The sequence below is a fragment of the Chitinophaga pinensis genome, assembly GCF_007896845.1.
Classification (GTDB): Bacteria; Bacteroidota; Bacteroidia; order Chitinophagales; family Chitinophagaceae; genus Chitinophaga; species Chitinophaga pinensis_C.
Map to the genome: position 1 here is coordinate 153,689 of NZ_VOHS01000006.1, position 21,700 is coordinate 175,388.

Annotated in this window: 16 protein-coding genes; 8 read left to right on the forward strand and 8 right to left on the reverse strand. The window is 45.0% G+C overall.

The window, feature by feature from the left end:
- Positions 1 to 6 precede the first annotated feature (6 nt).
- From aroB to FEF09_RS08445, 3 genes are read left to right on the forward strand one after another with little or no spacing between them, the layout of a single operon-like run.
- The gene (gene aroB / locus FEF09_RS08435) at positions 7 to 1,032 is read left to right on the forward strand and encodes a 3-dehydroquinate synthase (RefSeq protein ID WP_146304695.1); all 1,026 of its coding nucleotides are present in this window, start codon (positions 7 to 9) and stop codon (positions 1,030 to 1,032) included.
- Positions 1,033 to 1,044: 12 nt separating this feature from the next.
- Positions 1,045 to 2,325, forward strand: a complete 1,281-nt coding sequence (gene aroA / locus FEF09_RS08440) for a 3-phosphoshikimate 1-carboxyvinyltransferase (protein WP_146304696.1) — start codon at positions 1,045 to 1,047, stop codon at positions 2,323 to 2,325.
- 48 nt (positions 2,326 to 2,373) lie between these two features.
- On the forward strand, positions 2,374 to 3,369 hold the full coding sequence (locus FEF09_RS08445; RefSeq protein ID WP_089808840.1) for a chorismate synthase: 996 nt from the start codon (positions 2,374 to 2,376) through the stop codon (positions 3,367 to 3,369).
- Between the two features lie 82 nt (positions 3,370 to 3,451).
- On the opposite strand, the gene FEF09_RS08450 is transcribed toward FEF09_RS08445, so the two are convergent.
- The 4 genes from FEF09_RS08450 to FEF09_RS08465 all read right to left on the reverse strand — a co-directional run bounded on the left by FEF09_RS08450 (position 3,452) and on the right by FEF09_RS08465 (position 7,160).
- Complete coding sequence (locus FEF09_RS08450; protein ID WP_146304697.1) at positions 3,452 to 4,174, reverse strand: FKBP-type peptidyl-prolyl cis-trans isomerase; 723 nt, start codon at positions 4,172 to 4,174, stop codon at positions 3,452 to 3,454.
- Positions 4,175 to 4,244: 70 nt separating this feature from the next.
- Positions 4,245 to 6,137: a CocE/NonD family hydrolase gene (locus FEF09_RS08455; protein WP_146304698.1), complete on the reverse strand. Its 1,893-nt coding sequence runs from the start codon at positions 6,135 to 6,137 to the stop codon at positions 4,245 to 4,247.
- Between the two features lie 24 nt (positions 6,138 to 6,161).
- Positions 6,162 to 6,512 (reverse strand): MmcQ/YjbR family DNA-binding protein, encoded by a 351-nt coding sequence (locus FEF09_RS08460; protein WP_146304699.1) that lies wholly within the window; start codon positions 6,510 to 6,512, stop codon positions 6,162 to 6,164.
- A gap of 129 nt (positions 6,513 to 6,641) precedes the next feature.
- Complete coding sequence (locus FEF09_RS08465) at positions 6,642 to 7,160, reverse strand: hypothetical protein (RefSeq protein ID WP_146304700.1); 519 nt, start codon at positions 7,158 to 7,160, stop codon at positions 6,642 to 6,644.
- A gap of 254 nt (positions 7,161 to 7,414) precedes the next feature.
- Between FEF09_RS08465 and FEF09_RS08470 the strand changes: the two genes are divergently transcribed.
- Positions 7,415 to 8,779 carry an AAA family ATPase gene (locus FEF09_RS08470; RefSeq protein ID WP_146304701.1) on the forward strand — a complete coding sequence of 455 codons (1,365 nt, stop codon included), beginning with the start codon at positions 7,415 to 7,417 and terminating at the stop codon, positions 8,777 to 8,779.
- Positions 8,763 to 9,449, forward strand: coding sequence for an RloB family protein (locus FEF09_RS08475; RefSeq protein WP_146304702.1), 687 nt, complete (start codon positions 8,763 to 8,765; stop codon positions 9,447 to 9,449). Before FEF09_RS08470 ends, FEF09_RS08475 begins: the two co-directional genes overlap by 17 nt.
- A gap of 121 nt (positions 9,450 to 9,570) precedes the next feature.
- On the opposite strand, the gene gcvP is transcribed toward FEF09_RS08475, so the two are convergent.
- Positions 9,571 to 12,441: an aminomethyl-transferring glycine dehydrogenase gene (gene gcvP / locus FEF09_RS08480; protein ID WP_146304703.1), complete on the reverse strand. Its 2,871-nt coding sequence runs from the start codon at positions 12,439 to 12,441 to the stop codon at positions 9,571 to 9,573.
- Positions 12,442 to 12,803: 362 nt separating this feature from the next.
- Here gcvP and FEF09_RS08485 point away from each other — a divergent pair, with 362 nt between their 5' ends.
- The gene (locus FEF09_RS08485; RefSeq protein WP_146304704.1) at positions 12,804 to 13,298 is read left to right on the forward strand and encodes a YkgJ family cysteine cluster protein; all 495 of its coding nucleotides are present in this window, start codon (positions 12,804 to 12,806) and stop codon (positions 13,296 to 13,298) included.
- 5 nt (positions 13,299 to 13,303) lie between these two features.
- Here the strand turns inward: FEF09_RS08485 and FEF09_RS08490 are convergent, their stop codons facing one another.
- Complete coding sequence (locus FEF09_RS08490; protein ID WP_146304705.1) at positions 13,304 to 14,560, reverse strand: MFS transporter; 1,257 nt, start codon at positions 14,558 to 14,560, stop codon at positions 13,304 to 13,306.
- 304 nt (positions 14,561 to 14,864) lie between these two features.
- On the opposite strand from FEF09_RS08490, the gene FEF09_RS08495 reads away from it, so the two are divergent.
- Complete coding sequence (locus FEF09_RS08495; RefSeq protein WP_146304706.1) at positions 14,865 to 17,000, forward strand: carboxy terminal-processing peptidase; 2,136 nt, start codon at positions 14,865 to 14,867, stop codon at positions 16,998 to 17,000.
- A gap of 331 nt (positions 17,001 to 17,331) precedes the next feature.
- Here the strand turns inward: FEF09_RS08495 and FEF09_RS08500 are convergent, their stop codons facing one another.
- The gene (locus FEF09_RS08500; protein WP_146304707.1) at positions 17,332 to 18,219 is read right to left on the reverse strand and encodes a transglutaminase-like domain-containing protein; all 888 of its coding nucleotides are present in this window, start codon (positions 18,217 to 18,219) and stop codon (positions 17,332 to 17,334) included.
- Between the two features lie 23 nt (positions 18,220 to 18,242).
- Entirely contained in the window at positions 18,243 to 20,597 is a 2,355-nt protein-coding gene (gene topA / locus FEF09_RS08505; RefSeq protein ID WP_146304708.1) for a type I DNA topoisomerase, read from the reverse strand.
- Between the two features lie 255 nt (positions 20,598 to 20,852).
- Between topA and FEF09_RS08510 the strand changes: the two genes are divergently transcribed.
- On the forward strand, positions 20,853 to 21,668 hold the full coding sequence (locus FEF09_RS08510) for a Rossmann-like and DUF2520 domain-containing protein (protein ID WP_409994848.1): 816 nt from the start codon (positions 20,853 to 20,855) through the stop codon (positions 21,666 to 21,668).
- Positions 21,669 to 21,700: the final 32 nt, after the last annotated feature.

A 21,700-nucleotide genomic window follows, 5' to 3' on the forward strand; every position in this document is an offset into this window, starting at 1 on the left:
CAAAATATGAGAACGTTATCTTACCAGTTCCAGCATAGTAATACGAAATATTATCTGGGAGACAGCCTGCTACAGCTGGGCAATTATGCAGATCCTTCCCGTACCGTACTGGTATTGGATGAAAATGTGGACGAACACCACGGACATAAACTGCCAGGCTGGAAAAAGCTGGTGATCCCGGATGGAGAGGAACATAAAAGCGGAGAAGTCCTCGATCAGATCATCAACGGTCTGATTGAACTGGAGGCCGACCGTAAGACCATGCTGATCGGCATTGGCGGCGGTATGACCACCGATCTGACAGGATATGCAGCCAGCATTTACATGCGGGGTATGCCTGTTGGTTTTGTTCCTACTACTTTGCTGGCACAGGTGGATGCGTCCATTGGTGGCAAGAACGGTATCAACCATGGTAAACATAAGAACATGCTGGGTACAATCCGTCAGCCTGAGTTCATTCTGTTTGACTACTCACTGCCGCTGACAATGCCGGCAGAAGAATGGCACAACGGCTTCGCGGAGATCATCAAGTATGCCTGCATCCTCGATGCCAGCCTGTTCACCTACCTCGAAGAAAACCGCGATAAAGCCATGCAGCGCGATGTGGCTGTTCTGGAATATCTGGTAGAACGTTCTGTAGAACTGAAAACCAAAGTAGTACTGGAAGACGAATTTGAAACCGGCTCCCGCCGCTGGCTGAACTTCGGTCATACATTGGGACATGCGGTAGAAAAGATCGAAAACATTGCGCATGGGAAGGCTGTTGCTATTGGTATGGTAGCAGCATCCAAGATCTCAGAAAAATTGAAAGGATTACCTGTTGAACAAACCAACAGGTTGATCCGTCTCATTAACGATTACCAGTTGCCGGTGACGCTTACCTCCAACAAAGAAGAAGTGTTCAACATCTTCAAGCTGGATAAAAAGCGCGAGAAAGATGCGATTCACTTTGTGTTGCTCGAAGAAATAGGTAAGGCTACTACACAACCTGTACCTATTGCAGAACTGAAGCAATTGCTGGATGAACTTTAAATCAAACTAATTATGCAAGTAACAATATCGCCCGGCGCTATCAGTGGTACAGTGACCGCCAATCCTTCCAAAAGTGCAATGCAACGCGCAGTTGCAGCTGCATTACTGAGCAATGGCACCAGCATTATCCGTAATCCCGGTCTGAGCAATGACTGTCTTGCAGCATTGGACGTTGCGGGAAAACTGGGTGCTGAGATTAAGCGTAATGAAGATCATATCGAAATAACAAGCAAAGGTGTACAGCCTGTGTCTCCGGAAATCAACTGTGGTGAATCCGGTCTCGGTATCCGTATGTTCACACCGATTGCTGCACTTTCTGAAAAAGCCATTACGATCAACGGTCATGGCAGCCTGACGGTTCGCCCGATGGACTTCTTCGAAGAAGTACTGCCTCAGCTGGATGTTAAATGCGCTACGCGTGAAGGCAGGCTGCCGCTGAACATTCAGGGGCCTTTGCAACCAAAAAATATTACAATTGACGGTTCACTCAGTTCTCAGTTCCTGACCGGTTTGCTGATGGCATACGGTGCTGCTGCGGAAGACGTAACCATCACTGTAAAAGATCTGAAAAGTAAACCTTACATCGCACTTACCCTGCAACTGATGCAGCAGTTTGGTGTACAGGTAACAGAGGAGCAATATGAAAAATTCCACTTCGGTAAGCGCCAGTCTTATAAGGCAGGCGAATACACAGTGGAAGGTGACTGGAGCGGTGCTGCTTTCCTGCTGGTAGCTGCAGCTGTAGCTGGTAAAGCGGAAGTGCATCACCTGAATACACAGTCCGCACAATCTGATAAAGCCATTCTGGAAGCACTGGAAAAAGCAGGCGCTGGTCTGCTGCCGGGTGTATTTACCGTGATTGTGGAAAAACAGAAACTGCAGGCGTTTGATTTCGATGCAACTGATTGCCCTGATCTGTTCCCTCCGCTGGTAGCACTGGCTGCTAACTGCGAAGGCACAACGAAAATTATCGGTGTGAACAGACTGGCACATAAAGAAAGTGATCGCGGTAAAACACTGCAGGAAGAATTTGGTAAAATGGGTATCGTAATTGACCTGCATGGCGATGAAATGCTGGTACATGGCGGCACCGGTATCAAAGGCGCGGTTGTAAGCTCCCACAACGATCACCGTATTGCAATGGCTTGCGCAGTAGCAGCGTTGACTGCTGATGCACCTGTGGTTATCGAAGACGCAGAAGCCATTAACAAATCATACCCTGAATTCTACGATCATCTGGAGAAGCTCGGTGGTATAGTAAAAAAACAGGGTACAGCAAGCCTGACGCATTAATAGTAACGGTAAGGGATATATCCTTACTGTAAAAAATATTCAAACAGCATGAACAGCTTTGGTAGATTATTCCGGGTGAATGTATTTGGCGAATCGCATGGCGCCAGCGTAGGTGTGAATATAGACGGTATCCCTGCCGGTATTCCGCTTACTCAGGAGGATTTCCTGCCTGATCTGGAAAGACGTAAAGCCGGTGCGAAAGGTACTACGCCCCGCAAGGAAGAGGACCTGCCTTTTATCAAGTCCGGCGTATTCAATGACCATACTACCGGTGCTCCCATCACAATATTATTCGAGAACAACAATACCCGCAGTACCGATTATGAGAAGCTCCGTGAGTTTCCTCGTCCCGGTCATGCGGACTTTGTAGCAACGCATAAATACGGTGGTTTTGAAGACTATCGCGGCGGTGGTCACTTCAGTGGCCGTCTTACCCTTAATCTGGTAGCTGCTGGTGTAATAGCCAAGAAAATACTGGGTCCTGGTATCTCCGTAAAAGCAACTCTGAAAGAAGTCGCTGGTCTGCCGGATGCAGAACAGGGACTGGAAGCTGCTATTGCAGCAAAAGACTCTGTTGGGGGTATTGTAGAATGCGTGGTAGAAGGTTTACCAATCGGTTTGGGTGAGCCTTTCTTTGATTCTGTAGAATCAACCATTGCACATGCAGTATTCTCCATTCCTGCCATCAAGGGTATTGAATTTGGTGCTGGTTTCGCAGCTGCACGTATGAAGGGTGTTGAGCATAACGACGCTATTCTGGATGCCAGTGGTAAAACAGCCACTAATCATGCAGGCGGTGTAGTAGGAGGTATTACTAATGGCAATCCGCTCGTATTCCGCGTAGCGGTAAAACCAACTTCCAGCACACCAAAAGAACAGCATACTCTGAATATCAAAAGCGGTGAAGTGGAAAACTTCAGCGTAAAAGGTCGTCATGATCTGTGTATTGCCCTGAGAGTACCGGTGGTACTGGAGGCAGTAGCAGCAATGGCGCTGGCAGATTTCATGCTGCTGGAACAGCGTAGTGCAAGAGTGTTCCGTTAATCTGGAATAAAAATCTGTATAAAAGAAAGCCCCGGTCTATAACAGACCGGGGCTTTCTTTTATATCATCGTTGCAGATGAAACTATTTTTCAATAGCGATCAGTTCTACTTCGAATACCAGCGCGCTGTTAGGGCCGATTTTTGGTCCTGCCTGACGCTCACCGTAAGCCAGATCGGAAGGAATGAACAGTTTCCATTTAGAACCTACAGGCATTAACTGTAAAGCTTCTGTCCAACCTTTGATCACACCGCTGACAGGGAAGGAGATCGGCTGACCTCTTTCTACAGAACTGTCAAATACAGTACCGTCGATCAGGGTACCGTGGTAGTGTGTTTTTACTTTGTCATTGATGGTAGGCTTAGGACCTGTACCTTCAGTGATCACCTGATATTGCAGGCCGCTTGGCAGTGCAACTACACCCGGTTTTGTTTTATTTTCTGCCAGGAACTGTTCGCCGGCTACTTTGTTTTTCTGCATCTTTTCCGCTTTTAACTGTTGTAAATAATCACTTACACTCATATTGCCTTGTTCTTTAGTAATCAAAGGTGTGCCGTTATTCATGGCATCTTTCAGCGCCTGGGACAGTACTTCGGTTTTAACGCTGTCCAGTCCCTGCATTTTCAGCATACTGCCAAATTCCAGGCCAATAGCATAACTGATCGTATCCAGTTTGGTCTGTAATAATGGAGCCGGAGCAACCGCTACCGGAACCGCTTCGTCTTTTTTAGACTTCTTTTTCTTTTGCGCGTAACCCGGAAGGGTAGCCACGCCCAAAACTCCAAGTAATAGGGCTTTTCTGATCATATAATGGTTTATTGAACTGTACAGTAATCCCGGTAGGAACACCCTGCCGGAATGCCCTGCAAGTTAGTAACTATTTGATTACCGGCAATTCTATATGAGACGCATGCTGTGCATCGTGGTAAATACGGATATCTGCTTTACGGAAGTCCTTATCATCACAGGTATAAATGTTGGTAAATACCTGTGGATTCCTATCCACCAGCGGGAACCAGCTGCTTTGTACCTGTACCATGATCTTATGCCCTTTTTTGAAGGTATGCGCGATGTCAGGTATACTGAAATTAACGTCTGTCGGTGTGTTTGGTTTGAATGCTTCCGGCTTTTCAAAGCTGTTACGGTACTTTCCACGCATGATCTCGCCACGAACCAGCATCTGGTAGCCTCCCATCGGATATGTATGAGATGGCAGTCTGCGATGCTCAGTAGGGGCATCGGTTTCATATCTGAAGTCATTCGGGAATACGTCGATCAGTTTTACAACAAAGTCAGCGTCTGTTCCGCTGGTGCTGACAACCAGTTTCGCCAGCAGCGGACCTGCCACGGTTACATCTTCAGTCAGTACGTTTGTTTCAAAAGTTGCTACATCCGGACGTCTGGAAGCGAAGCGCTGGTCATCGGTCATGTAGGAAATAGTACGGTCGAAATGTACATCTTCAGTATATGGTACCGGTTTCGCCGGATCACTCACATATGCGGTAAAGCTGTCTGCATTTAACGGCTTACTGAAATCCAGCTTTCCGTTTGCCTGCAGATAAAGTTGTTTCGTTTGCGCCGGCAGCGGCCATTGCGCCAGTTTACGCCATTGATTTTCGCCGGTAAAGAAGACAGTGGCTTCCGCAATACTGTCTGTACCTATACCTCTCAGGTAGTAATTGAAGAATGGTTCTTCTATATTTTGTTGATACCAGTGAGAGGTAGCGCTTCCAAAACGCACATTACCAAGGGCAGAACCATCGTTTGATTTCGATGACCACTGACCATGATACCACGGTCCCATTACTACACGGTTGTTGGTTTTGATACTCTGTTTTTCGATAGCTTTATAAGTATTCCATGCACCGAAACAGTCCTCCGCATCAAACAGCCCTCCGACTTCCAGCATAGCTGGTTTTACGCTGGTCAGGAACTGCCTTACATTCCGTGCTTTCCACCAGTTGTCCAGATCAGGATGTGCAACAAGGTCTTTCCAGAAAGCGATACTGTCGCCCATCAGTCTGGTGAAGTTCTTTACAGCACCTGTGCGCAGGTAGAAGTCATAGTTATCTGTATTGTGGTACTCAAAACCGCTTGGACCGATAGTGGTTGGCTTAGGTCTTGGCTTACCGAAGCTGGTGTAAAAAGCGAAAGCATCTGTGATGAAGAATGCGCCGTTGTGGTGGAAATCATCCCCCATGAACCAGTCTGTTACCGGTGCCTGCGGACTTACAGCTTTCAATGCCGGGTGACCGCTTAACGCTGCCATAGTCGAGTAGAAGCCGGGATAGGAGATGCCCAGAATACCAACATTACCATTGTTATTTTCAAGGTTTTTAACCAGCCAGTCAATAGCGTCATAGGTATCGCTGGCTTCGTCGATATCCTGTTTGCCTTTTTTGTTTGGGTTAAAAGGGCGTACATCAACAAAGGTACCTTCACTCATCCAGCGGCCTCTCACGTCCTGCTGAATGAATATATAGCCCTGCTTCAGGTACGACATAAAGTGGCTGTTCCAGAGCGGCAGGTATTTGTCCTCACCATAAGGTGCACAGGAATAAGGGGTACGGGACATGAGAATAGGATGTTTCTCAGACTTATCCTTCGGCATATAGATAGAGGTGAACAGTTTTACACCGTCACGCATCGTGATATATACCTCTTTTTTGACGTAGTTCTCACGTACCCACAGTGAGTCCTGATTAAGGGCTTTTACACAGGAACTGTGCATAATCAGCGCTGCAATGAGCAGCGATAGCAATTTTCTCATAAGCAAATGAACGGTTTATTATGGCTAAGATAACAGGCTTTCCCTGTCTTTTTTTGGCAGTGACTTCACAACGAGATCATAAGAATCTTTTATCCACTGAAGTATCAGTTTGTTGGGGATATTCGATTGCACATCGACAGTATTCCAGTGTTTTTTATTCATATGATAACCGGGGGTGACACCATCATATCTCTCACGGAGCTCTATAGCAATCTCAGGATCACATTTCAGGTTGATGGTTTCGAAGTTATCAAGATGTGTCAGGGTAAATAATTTTCCTTTGACCTTGTACACGAGTATCTCTTCACCAAAAGGAAACTCTTCAGTCACGCCTGGCAGGGCCAGACAGTATTCCCGGAATTGCTCAATATTCATAAATATCTTGTATGTGCGATGGAGTATCGTCAAATATAAAAAAAGAGACCAACCTCGCAGGATTGGCCTCTTGCTTATAATAGAGGTTGATAGTGCTACATGAGCAGATATGGTTGGTTAATGATGAATTTACAGCTTGGTGATAGCGAGAATGACATGGGAATAGCGCCCGTATATGATCTCTACCTGCTGACCTGATCTGAAGTCATCCAGACGGCCGCGCATCCAGTAAAAGAGACGCTTTCTTTTCTTCACTCCTTCCTGCTGAACAATGAAGCTGGTCTGCATCTCATTGTTGCCCTGATAGATAGCTTCCAGTGGTACCTGTATCTGCCCTTTTTCCAGTTTGGTAAGATCTTTTTTGATGGTATAGTAACGTACATCCGTCACTTTGATCAATGCAAAGACCAGTGCCAGTACAAAGGACATCAGCCACACCCAGAACCAGGCGTTTTTATAGGAGAAAAGAGATTGATTGATCTCTTCTTCGCTGAGGCGTTTGCTAAGGAAAAAATGAGGTACAAAAGCTGCGATGATTACCAGCAGCAGACCGAACGATATGAATTTGTAGATCTGCTTTTTGTTTTTCTTCAACGCATCCTGGAGGAGGAAGATCTCTTCAGTGGTCATAAAAGAGTAGTCCTGCATAAGTATAACGGTTTTTCTTATATGTAATATATGTAAAATATTAATGAATTAATAATAGTGAACATGGAAAGGAGGGTAAGTTTGTATCAGTGAGGGGTAAATGGTTGGAAATCAGGATAAGTTTTCTACAATTTATTTGAAAAATATGAAAAATCGTGTCTAAGTGTGAAAAATTCACGGTTTTGAGTCTTATAGGCCGTTAATTGACATTTTTTGATTCATTTTAGGTAGCTTTGTGTGAAAAAATCACGGAAATGATACTTAGATTCGTTGTTAAGAACCTTTTTTCATTTAAAGAGGAGACGGAGTTTAATCTATTTCCCAACAGAACGACTAATCTTCCACATCATAAAACACTTTTGAACGACATTGCTGTGCTTCGTTTTAGTGCCATTTATGGCGCTAATGGTTCAGGTAAATCTAACTTGATTAAAGCCATCCATTTACTGGAGCAAATCGTTGAGAGTGGGAAATTGCCATCTCAGGTAAAACATCTGAAATTTAAGTTGTCAGAAGAAAATGAGCGTGAACCAATATCTATAGCAATTGAGCTATTTGCAGATGCGTCTATTTACTATTACAGTATTACGTTTGATGGACAAAATATTCTTCATGAATATCTGGCGAAAAGTAAATCAACAGAGGATGAATTGATTTTCGAGAGAGAAATGATGGAGGAAAAACAAGAGATCAGGTTTTATCCGGAATATCTTTCAAATGAAAAGAACAGACTTTTTGCAGAAGTTTTAGCAGAGAAATTAATCTCTTCAAATGAATCACTGCTTTCATTTTTATCAGCGAAATATGCAAAAGAATTTCCTGATGTTACTCGCGTAGCAGATTGGTTTAAATATGATCTGGTTGTTATTCGTCCCGATGCAAGACCCGGTGCTATTGCGAATATCCTTGATACCCGTGAGGATATGAAAACTTTTGCAAACGAGTTTTTACCGAGTTTAAATACGGGAGTTACTAATATAGAAGTTGTCAGAGAGAATTTAGTTGATAAGCTGGATACCGACATGTCAGAAGTGGATGAAACACTCATTCAGCTAATCGAAAAAATAAAGGATTTGCCTGATGGCGTCATACCGGTTTCTAACAGGTCAGGTGATGAACTTTCTTTGGTTAAAGAGGGCGAAAAGATTGTAATAAAAAAGCTGGTTACTAATCATAGAACTATCAGTGGAAAGAATATTCCTTTTAATGTTTCTTTGGAATCTGATGGTACCAGAAGACTAATTGACTACATACCTGCATTTCAGGACATCATTCATAAAGGGCGGGTTTATATAATAGATGAGATAGAAAGAAGTATACATCCGTTAACAATAAAAGAAATCGTCAGGAAAATTTCTCATGATCCGCAGGCCCGGGGACAGATGATCTTTACTACTCATGAATCCAATTTATTAGATCAGGATATTTTGAGAACCGATGAGATCTGGTTTGCTCAGAAAGACGTCGGGGGCGCGTCCAGATTATACTCGCTGAGTGATTATAAAGTACATAGCACTATTAATATTGAAAATGGCTATCTAAATGGGCGTTATGGTGGTATTCCATTTTTGTCCAATTTGAGAGATCTTAATTGGAATAAAGATGAAATATCTGAGTAGAAACAAAGTTTATCAGAAGCTCGAAGCGAATAAAGACGCCCGTAAAATCTATATTTTTTGTGAAGGAGAAAAACGTGAAATGGAATACTTTAGATACTTTCAGGGCTTTTCATCAACAATTGAAATCATTCCGATTCCATCAGAAAATGGCTTGTCTGATCCGACAAAATTGATGGAAAATGCGGAAAAGCTATTTTTTGATGAAACACCACATTACTTGTTAAGTAAAGAGCAGGGGGATGAAGTTTGGTTTGTGATTGATACAGACAGATGGAATGAAAAGAATAAGATTGCGACACTCCGTGACCATTGTAGCAACAAAAATGGAGAAGAAAAACCAATGTGGTTAATAGCGCAAAGTAATCCTTGTTTTGAAATCTGGCTGTATTATCATTTTTTTGATTTAAACCCAAATGAAGAACATGTTCGCAGTGGCATGTCATTTAAGCAATATGTAAGTACAGTTATTCCCGGTGGTTTTGATAGCCGATCAATGCCGGTAGCAATTCAATCAGCAATTCTTAATGCGGAACAACATTATGAAGAGGAGGGGAGCCAGCCGGTAATATATACGACTGAGGTCTTTAAACTTGGTAAAGTCATATTGCCTTATATAAAGGAGGCGCTTGATTTGATTTTAGCGCCTTTAAAGAAAGATCCTGCAATTTGACTATATCTACTGACCAGTATTTATGACATAAAAAAAGCGGCGATATCTCCCGATACCGCCGCTTATATTTTCTGCCTGATTCAATCTTCAGGACTTTTATCTTTCAGTGCTCAATATCATATTACGCTTCTGCTTCTGCATAGGAGCTAACCGGCTCACAGGTACAGATCAGGTTACGGTCACCATGGGTGTTATTCACACGGCTGATAGAAGGCCAGAACTTGTTCAGTTTCACGTAGTCCAGCGGATAAGCTGCCTGCTGACGGGTGTAAGGACGGGTCCAGTCATCTGCAGTGATAACAAACTGTGTATGCGGAGCATGTTTCAGTACGTTATTCAGTTTATCAGCAGCACCATTTTCAACAGCTGCAATTTCTTCACGGATAGACAGCATCGCATCACAGAAGCGATCCAGTTCATCTTTATCTTCACTTTCTGTAGGCTCGATCATGATAGTTCCGGCTACAGGGAAGCTCAGGGTAGGAGCGTGGAAGCCATAGTCCATCAGACGTTTTGCCACATCTTCTGCTTCAATACCTGCTGAAGCTTTGAATGGACGGAGGTCAACGATGAACTCGTGTGCGCATGTACCGTTCACACCATTGTACAGGATATCGTATGCTTTTTCCAGACGCGCTTTCATGTAGTTAGCATTCAGGATTGCGAACTGAGACGCCTGTTTCAGACCCTCAGCACCCAGCAGACGGATATATGCATAAGAGATCAGCAGGATGGAAGCAGAACCATAAGGTGCCGCAGATACTGCCTGTGTATGTGCTTTGGTATCCAGACTTACGTGACCCGGCAGGAATGGCGCAAGGTGTTTACCTACGCAGATCGGGCCCATGCCAGGACCACCACCACCGTGAGGAATTGCGAAGGTCTTGTGCAGGTTCAGGTGACAAACGTCAGCACCGATCAGACCGGGAGCGGTAAGACCTACCTGTGCGTTCATGTTTGCACCATCCATGTATACCTGTCCGCCAAATTCGTGCACAGTATTACAGATATCTTTTACGCTCTCTTCGTATACACCGTAGGTAGAAGGATAAGTGATCATGATACCTGCGAGGTTCTCCGCATATTGTGCAGCTTTCGCTTTAAGGTCAGTTACATCGATATAACCGTTTTCCAGCGCTTTTACTACTACTACCTTGAAACCAGCCATTACAGCGGATGCAGGGTTGGTACCGTGTGCAGAGATAGGGATCAGCATCACATTACGGTGACCTTCACCTCTGCTTTCATGGTATGCTTTTATCACCAGCAGACCTGCATATTCGCCCTGAGCACCACTGTTTGGTTGCAGACTACAAGCGTCGAATGCAGTTACCTTACACAGATAATCGCTCAGTTCATCTACTATCTGCTGATAACCACCTGTCTGTGTTTTAGGCGCAAACGGGTGCATCTTGCTCCAATGGCTCCAGCTTAATGGAATCATTTCAGTAGCTGCATTCAGTTTCATGGTACAGCTACCCAGAGAGATCATAGAAGTGTTAAGAGACAGATCTTTATTTTCCAGTAGCTTCATGTAACGCATCATTTCAGACTCGCTGTGATGTGTGTTGAAGACAGGGTGTACCAGATAAGCGGAAGTTCTTTCCAGACCGGCAGGGATGCTGGTTGCTTTCAGTTCAGGACTGTTGCTGGTAATCGTACCCGCTTCGAAGATGCCGAGAATATCGTTAACATCCTGAATAGTCACTGTTTCATCAAGAGAGATGATCACACGACCTGCTTCAGGATAGAAGAAATTGATACCAATTGCTTCTGCTTTCGCTCTGATAGCTGCGCTGTTGCTTACACGTACTTCAATTGTATCGAAGAAGAAAGAAGCACTCAGTTCCAGACCTTTTGCTCTCAGCTTCTGAGCCAGTGCGTTAGTCAGGATCGCTACACGGGTGGCGATATTTTTCAGGCCTTTCGGACCATGATATACCGCATACATAGCTGCCATGTTAGCCAGCAGTGCCTGTGCAGTACAGATATTGGAAGTTGCTTTTTCACGTTTGATGTGCTGCTCACGTGTCTGCAGCGCCATACGCAATGCACGGTTGCCCTGTGCGTCGATGCTTACACCGATGATACGACCCGGAATAGAACGTTTGAATTCATCCTTTACAGCAAAGAAAGCTGCGTGAGGACCACCGAAACCTAATGGAACACCAAAACGCTGTGCGGAACCTAAAGCTGCATCAGCACCCAGTTCTCCCGGAGTGGTCAGCAGGGTCAGTGCCAGCAGGTCAGTTGCCATTGCTACATAAGCACCGGCTGCGTGTACTTTCTCAACGAAATTGCGGTAATCTTCAACGCCACCAAGGCTGTTTGGATACTGTACCAGTGCGCCAAAGTAAGATTCGTCGATAGCAGCAGTATTGTAGTTACCAACCACTACCTCGATGTTCAGCGGAGTAGCACGGGTGTATATTACGTCGATGGTTTGCGGGAATGTGCTGGCATCAACAAAGAACTTCGGACGGGAGAGTTTGTCGTGATCTTTGTTCAGTGCACTGAAGAACATTGCCATTGCTTCAGCAGCAGCAGTTGCTTCGTCCAGCAGAGACGCATTGGCAATAGGCAGACCAGTCAGGTCGCTTACCATGGTCTGGAAGTTCAGCAGACTTTCCAGACGACCCTGAGCGATCTCAGCCTGGTAAGGAGTGTACTGTGTGTACCATCCTGGATTTTCAAACACATTACGTAAGATCACGCTTGGAGTGATCGTATCGTAGTAACCCTGTCCGATGTAATTGCGGAATACATGATTCTTCAGAGATACGTCTTTCAGATGACGCAGGTAGTCGCTCTCACTCATTGCCGGAGGTACCGCCAGCGGATGCTGCATACGGATGGCTCCAGGCACTGTTTTGCTTACCAGCTCTTCAAGGGAAGATACTCCTACGGTATCCAGCATGTGTTTAGTCTCAGCTTCATTTGGCCCGATGTGACGGCCAACAAATTCATTCTGTTGTATATCAAAAAGATTCATGATGTAAAGCAGGTATGATTGAAAAGAATGTGCAAAGCTATATTGTTTTCTAACAATGGCCAAACCACGCCGCTCGTTGGGGAAATTGCGGTGATAAATCTAGGTATCAAAGAGAGAGGATTGTCATGAAAATGTAAGTTATTGGTAGCGGCGTTTGGCTCAGATAGAAATAGCCGCGTCCTCATCGTACACCCTTACTATTTCAGCATTACGCCGTTATCTCTTCGTTCCGGAACAAGGCAATGACGGCCTGATAAGGTTCTAATGGGGTTTTAAACGTGGAAAATAGTATTTATTCCGGGTCAGATAAGGGTTGGGGAAGACTATTTGCAGGGTGCTGTTAATCCGTATCTTTGCGGCAAATGGACGAATTACTTATCAACTGGGAACAGAAAGCCCAGGAGCAGCAGAAGGCCAACAAGCAATTCCTGCAAAAACTACAGACAAAGAGGGGAAGGGGCGTAGAGAAGTTACTGCCGGATATGCACGATGAAGCTTTCAGTCATGTGGATTGCCTGAAATGTGCCAATTGCTGCAAAACGATCAGCCCGCGCTTCAAAATGCCCGATATCAAACGTATTTCCAAATATCTGGGCATGAAAGAATCCGCATTTATCGAGAAATATCTGCGTATGGATGAAGACGGTGATTATGTGGTGAAGTTCAGTCCATGTCCATTCCTTGATGCTGACAACTACTGCAGCATTTACGATGCCCGTCCCGGGGATTGTGAGAATTACCCTTATACAGACAGCTTTGATTTTATCAAGCGGCCAAACATCACATACCTGAACAGCACGATCTGTCCTGCCGTATTCTATGTACTGGAAAAGTTGAAGAAAGTCACCAGACTCTAGCGTCGTCAGGCTTTCAGATCCAGTTTACGCATAGCAGGCGAAATGATATAGGTGGTGATCACTACCCCCAATGTCACACATCCGCCGAAAACGACAGAAGGTACGAGGCCCATCAGACGGGCCATAAATCCGCTTTCGAATGCGCCCAGCTCATTGGACGAACCCACGAACATAGAACTTACCGCTGCCACACGGCCGCGCATATCGTCAGGCGTTTTCAGTTGTAAGATGGTCTGACGGATGATCACACTGATACCATCCAGCATGCCGCTGATGAGCAATGCAAAGAAGGAGAGCAGGAAACTGGTGGAAAGACCGAATACGATAATACACAATCCGAAGCCGAAAACAGCCGCCAGCAGCTTGAGTCCGGGATGATAGACCAGTGGCTTGTAAGCCAGTACGAACATGGTCGTCAGGGAACCAACTGCTACCGCAGCACGCAGGAAGCCAAACTCCAGTGAGCCTACATGCAATACGTCAGTAGCGAAGATCGGCAGCATAGACACCGCTCCGCCAAACAATACAGCAAACATGTCCAGTGCCATCGCATTGAGTACCACTTTGGTCTTCCAGACGAAACGCATGCCTTTGGTCAGGCCATCCATGAAGCTTTCACCCTGAGCTTTATAATGAATCGGTTTAGGTTTGATCTTGATAAGGCAATACAAAGGAGCAAAGAAAACACCTACTACCAGCAGCATTGACCAGTGTATACCCAGAAAATAAATGAACAGACCTCCCAGTGCCGGCCCCGCCATGCCACCGATCTGCCATGAACTACTACTCCAGGTAGATGCATTGGCATAGAGGCTTCTCGGAACGATCAACGCCATAAGAGAGAAGTTCGCAGGACTGAGAAAGGCTCTGGCTACACCCCCGAGAAATACGAGGAAATAGACCATATTGAGTACCCATTTTGTAGGAATCCCCTCCACAGCTCTGTCCCACGTAAGCAGGAACAGCCCCGATCCGATAATGATATAGGCAATAACACACAGCAACAGCAAGCCTCTTTTTTCCCGTTTATCCACAATGTGCCCGGCGAAAGGCGCAATCAATACCGCCGGTATCACTTCTGCCAGTCCGATAAGACCGAGGGCAAAAGGATCGTGCGTAAGGGCATTCACTTTCCATTCAACGATGGTAAATTGCATTGCCAGTGCGAAGACCAGCGCAAAACGGATGACAAGGTAATAATTGAATTCAGGTATGCGTAACGAAGCGTATGGGTCGTTCTTGATAGTCGCCGGATTATCCACTGTGCAGTTTTTTGTAGCCGTGGCAAAAATACAGTATTTGAAGCATTGAGAGGTAGGCTAATCTGATAAACGGTCAGACAAAATCGACAGAAGATGCTTATTTTTATATATCAAATCTCCTGATAGAAGTTGGTCTGGTTTTGGCATCTGTTAAAGCGTAAAATGTAGCAACCTGTTAAATGCGAGCCAATTGCATGTTTTGCTGCATTGTACTGTTTCTCAATCTTTTGTTAAAAGCAATTTGCCCTTCTGACTGGATGGGGTATTTTATGTTATATTTGATGACGCTCAATTTTGGATTTCTATGAGAAGAATGAAAGTGATTATACCAGTTGCCCTGCTCTCCATCTCAATGGGGGTTTTAGCATTCAGCAAACTGCATAAAGAAGATCCTCCCGGCAGATACGAAGTGATCATGGGCCTGGTAGGACAAATACTCACTCAGGGACACTATCAGCCTAAGGAGATTAATGACGCCTATTCAAAGGAAGTTTTTGATAAATATCTGAAGAGCCTGGACCCCGAGAAGAAGTTTTTCCTGAAAAGTGATGTGCAGGGACTGCAGACAGTCGCTACACATATCGATGATGAACTGCAGGGAGCTCCATTGGATTGCTTCAATGCGGTGAATACGCTCATCAAACAGCGTGTAACCGAAGCAGCAGCTATCTATCCGGAACTGCTCGCGCAGCCGTTCGACTTCAGTAAAGAGGAAAAAGTAACACTGGATCCTGACAAGATCGACTTTCCTGCTGATCAGGAAGCCCGCAAGGACGCATGGAGAAAAGTGTTAAAATATCGTGTGCTGGAGAAATACGTGGAGTTGCAGGAAAGCCGCGACAAACAAAAAGATCAGAAAGATAAAGCAAGCACCGAAAAGCCTAAAACTGACGCCGAACTGGAAGCAGATGCAAGGGCAAAGGTGAAAAGCGTATACGACCGTTACTTTGACCGTCTGAAGAACAAACAGGATGACAACGAACGTTTCAGCCTGTTTATCAACGCGATCACCACTACCATGGACCCACACACTGATTTCTTCCCGCCTGCTGAAAAGAGGGCATTTGAAGAGCAGATGGCTGGTAAGTTCTTCGGTATCGGTGCACAGCTGAAAGAAGAAGACGGTAAGATCAAGATCACCAGTATCGTAACTGGTAGCGCCAGCTGGAAAGACGGTCGTCTGAAAGCCAACGACGCGATCCTGAAAGTTGCACAAGGTGATAAAGAACCTGTTGACGTAACCGGTTATGCGGTGGAAGATGCCGTAAAACTGATCCGCGGTAGCAAAGGTTCTGTGGTGAAACTGACCGTAAAGAGTGTAGACGGTACACAGAAAGTGATCGACATCGTTCGTGACGAAGTGGTACTGGACGATACATTTGCAAAATCAGCCATTATTAATGGTCAGCATAAACTGGGTTATATCTATCTGCCTGAATTCTACGCAGACTTCAACGACAGAAATGGCGCCCGTTGTGCAGAAGATGTTGCAAAAGAAATCACCAAACTGAAAGCAGAGAACGTGGAAGGTATCATCCTTGACCTGCGTTTCAATGGTGGTGGTTCCCTGCAGGACGTTGTACAGATGGCAGGCCTGTTTATTCCGGAAGGTCCGGTTGTACAGGTAAAATCCCGTAGCGGAGATCCGATGATCCTGCGTGACCGTGATAAGAGCGTGCAGTATGGTGGTCCGCTGGCAATCATGGTAAATGAATACAGCGCTTCCGCTTCTGAGATCATGGCGGCTGCCATGCAGGATTACAAACGTGCGGTGATTATCGGTAGCAATACCTTTGGTAAAGGTACCGTACAGCGTATGCTGAACCTGGATGACTTCTATTCCAACAAGGAAATTGGTGCACTGGGAGCGATCAAACTGACTCAGCAGAAATTCTACCGTGCAAATGGTGGTTCTACACAGCTGAAAGGTGTGACTTCCGATATCCTGCTGCCAGATCCTTATTATGAAGTAGCAGAACGTAAAGATGATGATGCGCTGGCATGGGATGAAATTCCTAAAGCGCCTTATACTACCTGGATCGATCCGGTGCCTGTAGAAGCACTGAAGAGAAGCAGCGAAAAACGTCTGGCGGGCAGCGAGGCATTCAAAATGATGAATGATAACATCAGCACCCTGAAGAAAATGGAAAGTCAGGAAGCTTATTCCCTGAACCTGCAGACATATAAAGCCGAACAGAAAACTAACAGCAATGCGCTGAAACGTTATGATGCGGTGAATGATAAAGTAAAAGAACTGAACATCGTTAGTCTGAGAGTTGATCTGGACAGACTGGCCAGCGATTCTTCAAAACTGGCGCGTAACAAAGACTGGTTGAAATTCAGACAGAAAGATATCTATCTGGATGAAGCAGTGAATGTGATGAACGACCTGATCGCATTGTCTTATCCTAAACTGCAGGGTAAGCCGGCGAATAAATAATGAAGCTTGGGCGATTGAGCATGATTGCATGTTGATTGCCTGAAATTATACTAAAAGGGAGAGGCGCTTCAGATAAGAAGCGCCTCTCCCTTTTCTATTACAGCGGACTCGCCGCATGGAAGGTCATTGGACAGAAAGAAGAGAAGGACGCTTACTTTCGGCAGCTGTATATATTTATATAACAGGTACGTGCGTAAGATATCCATCCTGCCTGTAGTAACAGGAAGATGTCAAAGTATCCGGGTTAAACTACAAGAGGGCTCGTTTTTAGCGAGCCCTCTTGTAGTTTATAAGTAAGCGTAATGTTGTAAATGCGTTGGATTGTTTCGGCTTATTCCTCCTGTTGCTTGTCATCCAGCAGTTTGATCAGTGTTTTAAGTTCATCTCTTCTAAACCCGTCCTTATCATCCTGAAAGCACTTGATCAGTTCTTCCAGCAGGAATTGTATAACGCGTTTATTAGACTGCGGTTGAAAATAGTAAGGCGTAGCCGGTATAGACATCCTTTTCAGATAGCCTTCTACGTCCTGATGGGAGTAGATCTGTCCCTGAATAGGGTCTATAAAGAACAAAATACGGGTATCGTCCGGTCTGGGTACTTCGGTAAAGTCATAAAAGGTATCGAAATAACCCAGGATAAACTGGCGGGGAATATTCACCGCGTATACAGGCAGGTCCAGCATAGCGCACAGACTCTGATATACGATACCGTTAGTCAGAGGGTTACCCTTACGGGATTCAATGACCTGATTGATGAAAAACTGGTTCTTGCGCACATAGGCCACTTCTTCACCTTTCAGTCCGAAGTAGTTGTAGATCATGCTGTTGAGGACATTGATCTGTTCTAATGGCGTGAGATAGTTATTGAGTTCCAGCCAGATATTCCTTTTGATCCTTTCTATTTCAGCGACCACCTGTCCGGGTTGCATATCAGGGAATTGATAGCGGGCTACGAGAATAGCTCCCTGCAACAGGTCAGGCGTTTCTGCTTTACTCCATTGCTGAAGGGCTACTTGTAAATCGCTGTAATGCACCCGGTGGATCAGCTGTTCTATCCTTTCCTGGATAGACTCATCCACTGTATTTTCCCACAGATTTTCCAGATTAGGGATGATCTCTTTTCCAAACAATAAGATCTTGTTGGCAACAGTATCATACACCTCCTGATCGGGATCGTCCAGCAGGTGGAACAAAGCATTTATTTCTTTGGTCTCGTGCATAAAATGAATCTACAGGTGTCCATTTATTCCGCCTTTTTCTTCCTCGGAGGCGCTTTTTTCTTTGGAGGATTGGCCTTCACATCTTCTATGATAGCTTTGGCTTCTTCCAGCGTTATGTCAGCGGCGGCATCTATCTTTTCTTTAGGGATCTTATAGTTTCTAAGCCCCTGTTTGATATATGGTCCGTAAGGGCCTTTGAGTATCTGAATCTTTTCTTTTTCGAATACTTTGATGGTACGCTCGTCTTTAGCAGTTCTCTTTTCCACGATCAGCGGTGCTATTTCATCCAGTTCCACTGTGTACGGGTCCATTTCCTTTTTCAGGGAATAGAACTGCTTATTATGTGCTGCGTATGGACCGAAGCGTCCGATGTTCACCAGTACGTCCTGATCTTCAAACTGTCCCAGATTACGGGGAAGTCTGAACAGTTCCATTGCTTCCTCTAAAGTAATGGTTTCTATACTTTGAGTGGACTTCATTTTTGCGAACTTCGGTTTTTCCTCGTCCTCCGCTTTACCGATCTGGATCATAGGGCCATAGCGTCCCATACGTGCCACGATTGGTTTACCGGTTTCCTGATCAACACCGAGCTGGCGTTCGCCTTTTACTCTTTCCGCTTTTTCCAGTGTGTTTTCTACATCTTTATGGAAAGGCGTATAGAAGTCGTTCAGCATTTTATTCCAGATCTTTTTACCATGTGCCACTTCGTCAAATTCACCTTCGATCTTGGCGGTAAAGCCGTAGTCCATTACGGAGCTGAAATACTGGTTCAGGAAGTCTGTCACGATCATACCAAGGTCAGTCGGGAACAGCTTAGATTTCTCTGCACCGGTATTTTCACTCTCTGTTACTTTCGTGATCTTGTCAGCCTTGAGACTCAGGATGCGGAAGTTTCTTTTGATACCCTCCTTGTCGCGTTTCTCTACGTACCCGCGTTTTTGTACGGTGGTAATAGTAGGTGCGTAAGTAGATGGACGACCGATACCCAATTCTTCCAGTTTCTTTACCAGACTTGCTTCCGTATAACGCGGAGCAGGACGGCTATAACGTTCTGTCGCCTTCATCTCTTTCAGATCCAGCGCCTGTTTTACAGCGAGGGCGGGTAAAGAGCCATCAGATTCTTCTTCATCACTTACATCTTCATCATCTTTACCTTCCATGTATACTTTCAGGAATCCGTCAAACTTCAACACTTCACCACTGGCAGTAAGCTCTTCGTGGTTGGTGGAGATATCGATCTTTGCGATGGTCTTTTCCAGTTCAGCATCACTCATCTGACTGGCAATAGTACGCTTCCAGATCAGTTCATAAAGCTTTTTGGTATCACTGTCATCGACAGTCGCATTTTCCATATATGTAGGACGGATGGCTTCGTGCGCTTCCTGTGCTGATTCATTTTTGTTCTTAAACTTACGGTGCTGGTGGTAACGCTGGCCGTAGTTGGTAGTGATTGCGTTCTGGATATCCCCGAGAGCTGTATCTGACAGGTTTACGGAGTCAGTACGCATATAAGTGATCTTACCACTTTCATAGAGTTTCTGAGCGAGCAGCATTGTTTTGGATACGCTGTAGCCCAGTTTACGGCTGGCTTCCTGCTGAAGTGTAGACGTTGTAAAAGGTGCGGCAGGTGATTTTTTACCTGGTTTTACCTGAATGTCTTTCACTGAATAAGCAGCACCAACGCACTGCTGCAGGAACTTTTCGGCATCTTCCGCCGTCTTGAAACGGGTAGGTCCTTCAGCCTTAAAAGTAATATTTTTGCCCTGAAGATCTTTAGCAGTAAAGAAAGCTTCTACTTTAAAACTGCTAACGGCATTGAATGTATTGATTTCACGTTCACGCTCCACGATCAGTCTTACCGCAACAGATTGTACACGGCCGGCAGATAATGAATTACGCATGCTCATTTTACGCCAGAGCACCGGAGATAATTCAAAACCTACTATTCTGTCAAGAATACGTCTGGCCTGCTGGGCATTGACCAGATTCATATCTAATAGACGGGGTTGTTGTACGGCTTTTTCGATGGCAGGCTTGGTGATTTCATGGAAGACGATACGCTTGGTTACGTCCGGATCCAGTCCGAGGACCTCACACAAATGCCATGAAATGGCTTCACCCTCACGGTCCTCATCCGTTGCTAACCACACTTCATCAGTGTCCTTCGCGAGTTTCTTTAATTCCTTAACAATCTTCTCTTTATCGTCAGGTATAGTGTACTTAGGTTTGAAGTTGTTGGCGATGTCGATACCCATATCATCCTTCTCCAGATCACGGATGTGACCAAAGCAGGACTTTACCTCGAAGTCTTTGCCCAGTATCTTTTCTATCGTCTTGGCTTTCGCCGGAGACTCAACTATTACTAGATTTTTTGCCATGAATGCCGTCTTTATGAGCTACTAGATACGTAAAATTTCGTATAAAAAATACAAATACGAATTTTGCAAGTATATAAAAGTAGCTTGAGAATAAAAAATAAGACTGTTTTAATGTATTGAAGATAAATGTAATATTTTTGATAAATTCATTAAAAATGAGTCATTAACAGTTTAATACTTAAATTGCTGGATAACAGCGTAGCTAACAAGGGAAGTTGCCCAGCCATATAAAGATATGAGTGCGATACCTCTGCATTGCTTTTAAAAGAACCGGTACACCATAATATATATTTAACCTTACACCGAATGGATATAGTTATTATTGGCGCAGGAAATGTGGCGCATTGCTTTGGTCATTTATTGAAACTGCACGGTCACCAGATTTTACAGGTGATCAGTCGCAGTAAGGAACATGCTGTGGAACTGGCGGAGTCTTTACACTCTACCGGTACCAACGACCTGCTGGACATTAATATGGAAGCTGATGTGTACCTGATGGCCGTTAGTGATTCGGCTATTCCCGAATTGAATGACGAATTAAGACTGGGTAAACGCTTTGTCGTACACACGGCAGGTGCAGTTCCGCTGGATGCAATCAAAAAGATCTCTATTAATACGGGAGTAATGTATCCTTTGCAGTCACTCCGCAAAGAGGTACGTAATTACCCGGCTATCCCTTTGCTGCTGGAAGGCGCTAATGAGGAAGTGATGCGCAGATTGCGCTCAGTAGCCCAGAGCGTAAGCCCCGATATCAGAGAGGTCAATTCTCAGCAACGCCTCCAGTTACACCTGGCGGCCGTATTGTGTAACAACTTTACCAATCACCTGATAGCCAGAGCAAAACGTTATTGTGAAGGGGCCGGACTCGATTTCTCCTTACTGCAACCTATTATTAAGGAGACCTTCGACCGCCTTGAGAAATTCCCGCCGGAATCCGTACAGACGGGTCCTGCTATGCGGAATGATGAAATTACCATGTCGAGACACCGTGGGCTGATTGAGAATGAGGAATACCTTAAACTGATCTATCAGGTAATGTCGGATAGTATTTACGACTTTCATAATAGCTGACGACATGTCTGAGCGGCAGACTTCAAAAATCT

Excerpts from the sequence above, each read along its gene's own strand:
- aroB (WP_146304695.1), top strand. The coding sequence starts at position 7 with ATGAGAACGTTATCTTACCAGTTCCAGCATAGTAATACGAAATATTAT.
- aroA (WP_146304696.1), top strand. The coding sequence starts at position 1,045 with ATGCAAGTAACAATATCGCCCGGCGCTATCAGTGGTACAGTGACCGCC.
- FEF09_RS08445 (WP_089808840.1), top strand. The coding sequence starts at position 2,374 with ATGAACAGCTTTGGTAGATTATTCCGGGTGAATGTATTTGGCGAATCG.
- FEF09_RS08450 (WP_146304697.1), bottom strand. The coding sequence starts at position 4,174 with ATGATCAGAAAAGCCCTATTACTTGGAGTTTTGGGCGTGGCTACCCTT.
- FEF09_RS08455 (WP_146304698.1), bottom strand. The coding sequence starts at position 6,137 with ATGAGAAAATTGCTATCGCTGCTCATTGCAGCGCTGATTATGCACAGT.
- FEF09_RS08460 (WP_146304699.1), bottom strand. The coding sequence starts at position 6,512 with ATGAATATTGAGCAATTCCGGGAATACTGTCTGGCCCTGCCAGGCGTG.
- FEF09_RS08465 (WP_146304700.1), bottom strand. The coding sequence starts at position 7,160 with ATGCAGGACTACTCTTTTATGACCACTGAAGAGATCTTCCTCCTCCAG.
- FEF09_RS08470 (WP_146304701.1), top strand. The coding sequence starts at position 7,415 with ATGATACTTAGATTCGTTGTTAAGAACCTTTTTTCATTTAAAGAGGAG.
- FEF09_RS08475 (WP_146304702.1), top strand. The coding sequence starts at position 8,763 with ATGAAATATCTGAGTAGAAACAAAGTTTATCAGAAGCTCGAAGCGAAT.
- gcvP (WP_146304703.1), bottom strand. The coding sequence starts at position 12,441 with ATGAATCTTTTTGATATACAACAGAATGAATTTGTTGGCCGTCACATC.
- FEF09_RS08485 (WP_146304704.1), top strand. The coding sequence starts at position 12,804 with ATGGACGAATTACTTATCAACTGGGAACAGAAAGCCCAGGAGCAGCAG.
- FEF09_RS08495 (WP_146304706.1), top strand. The coding sequence starts at position 14,865 with ATGAGAAGAATGAAAGTGATTATACCAGTTGCCCTGCTCTCCATCTCA.
- FEF09_RS08500 (WP_146304707.1), bottom strand. The coding sequence starts at position 18,219 with ATGCACGAGACCAAAGAAATAAATGCTTTGTTCCACCTGCTGGACGAT.
- topA (WP_146304708.1), bottom strand. The coding sequence starts at position 20,597 with ATGGCAAAAAATCTAGTAATAGTTGAGTCTCCGGCGAAAGCCAAGACG.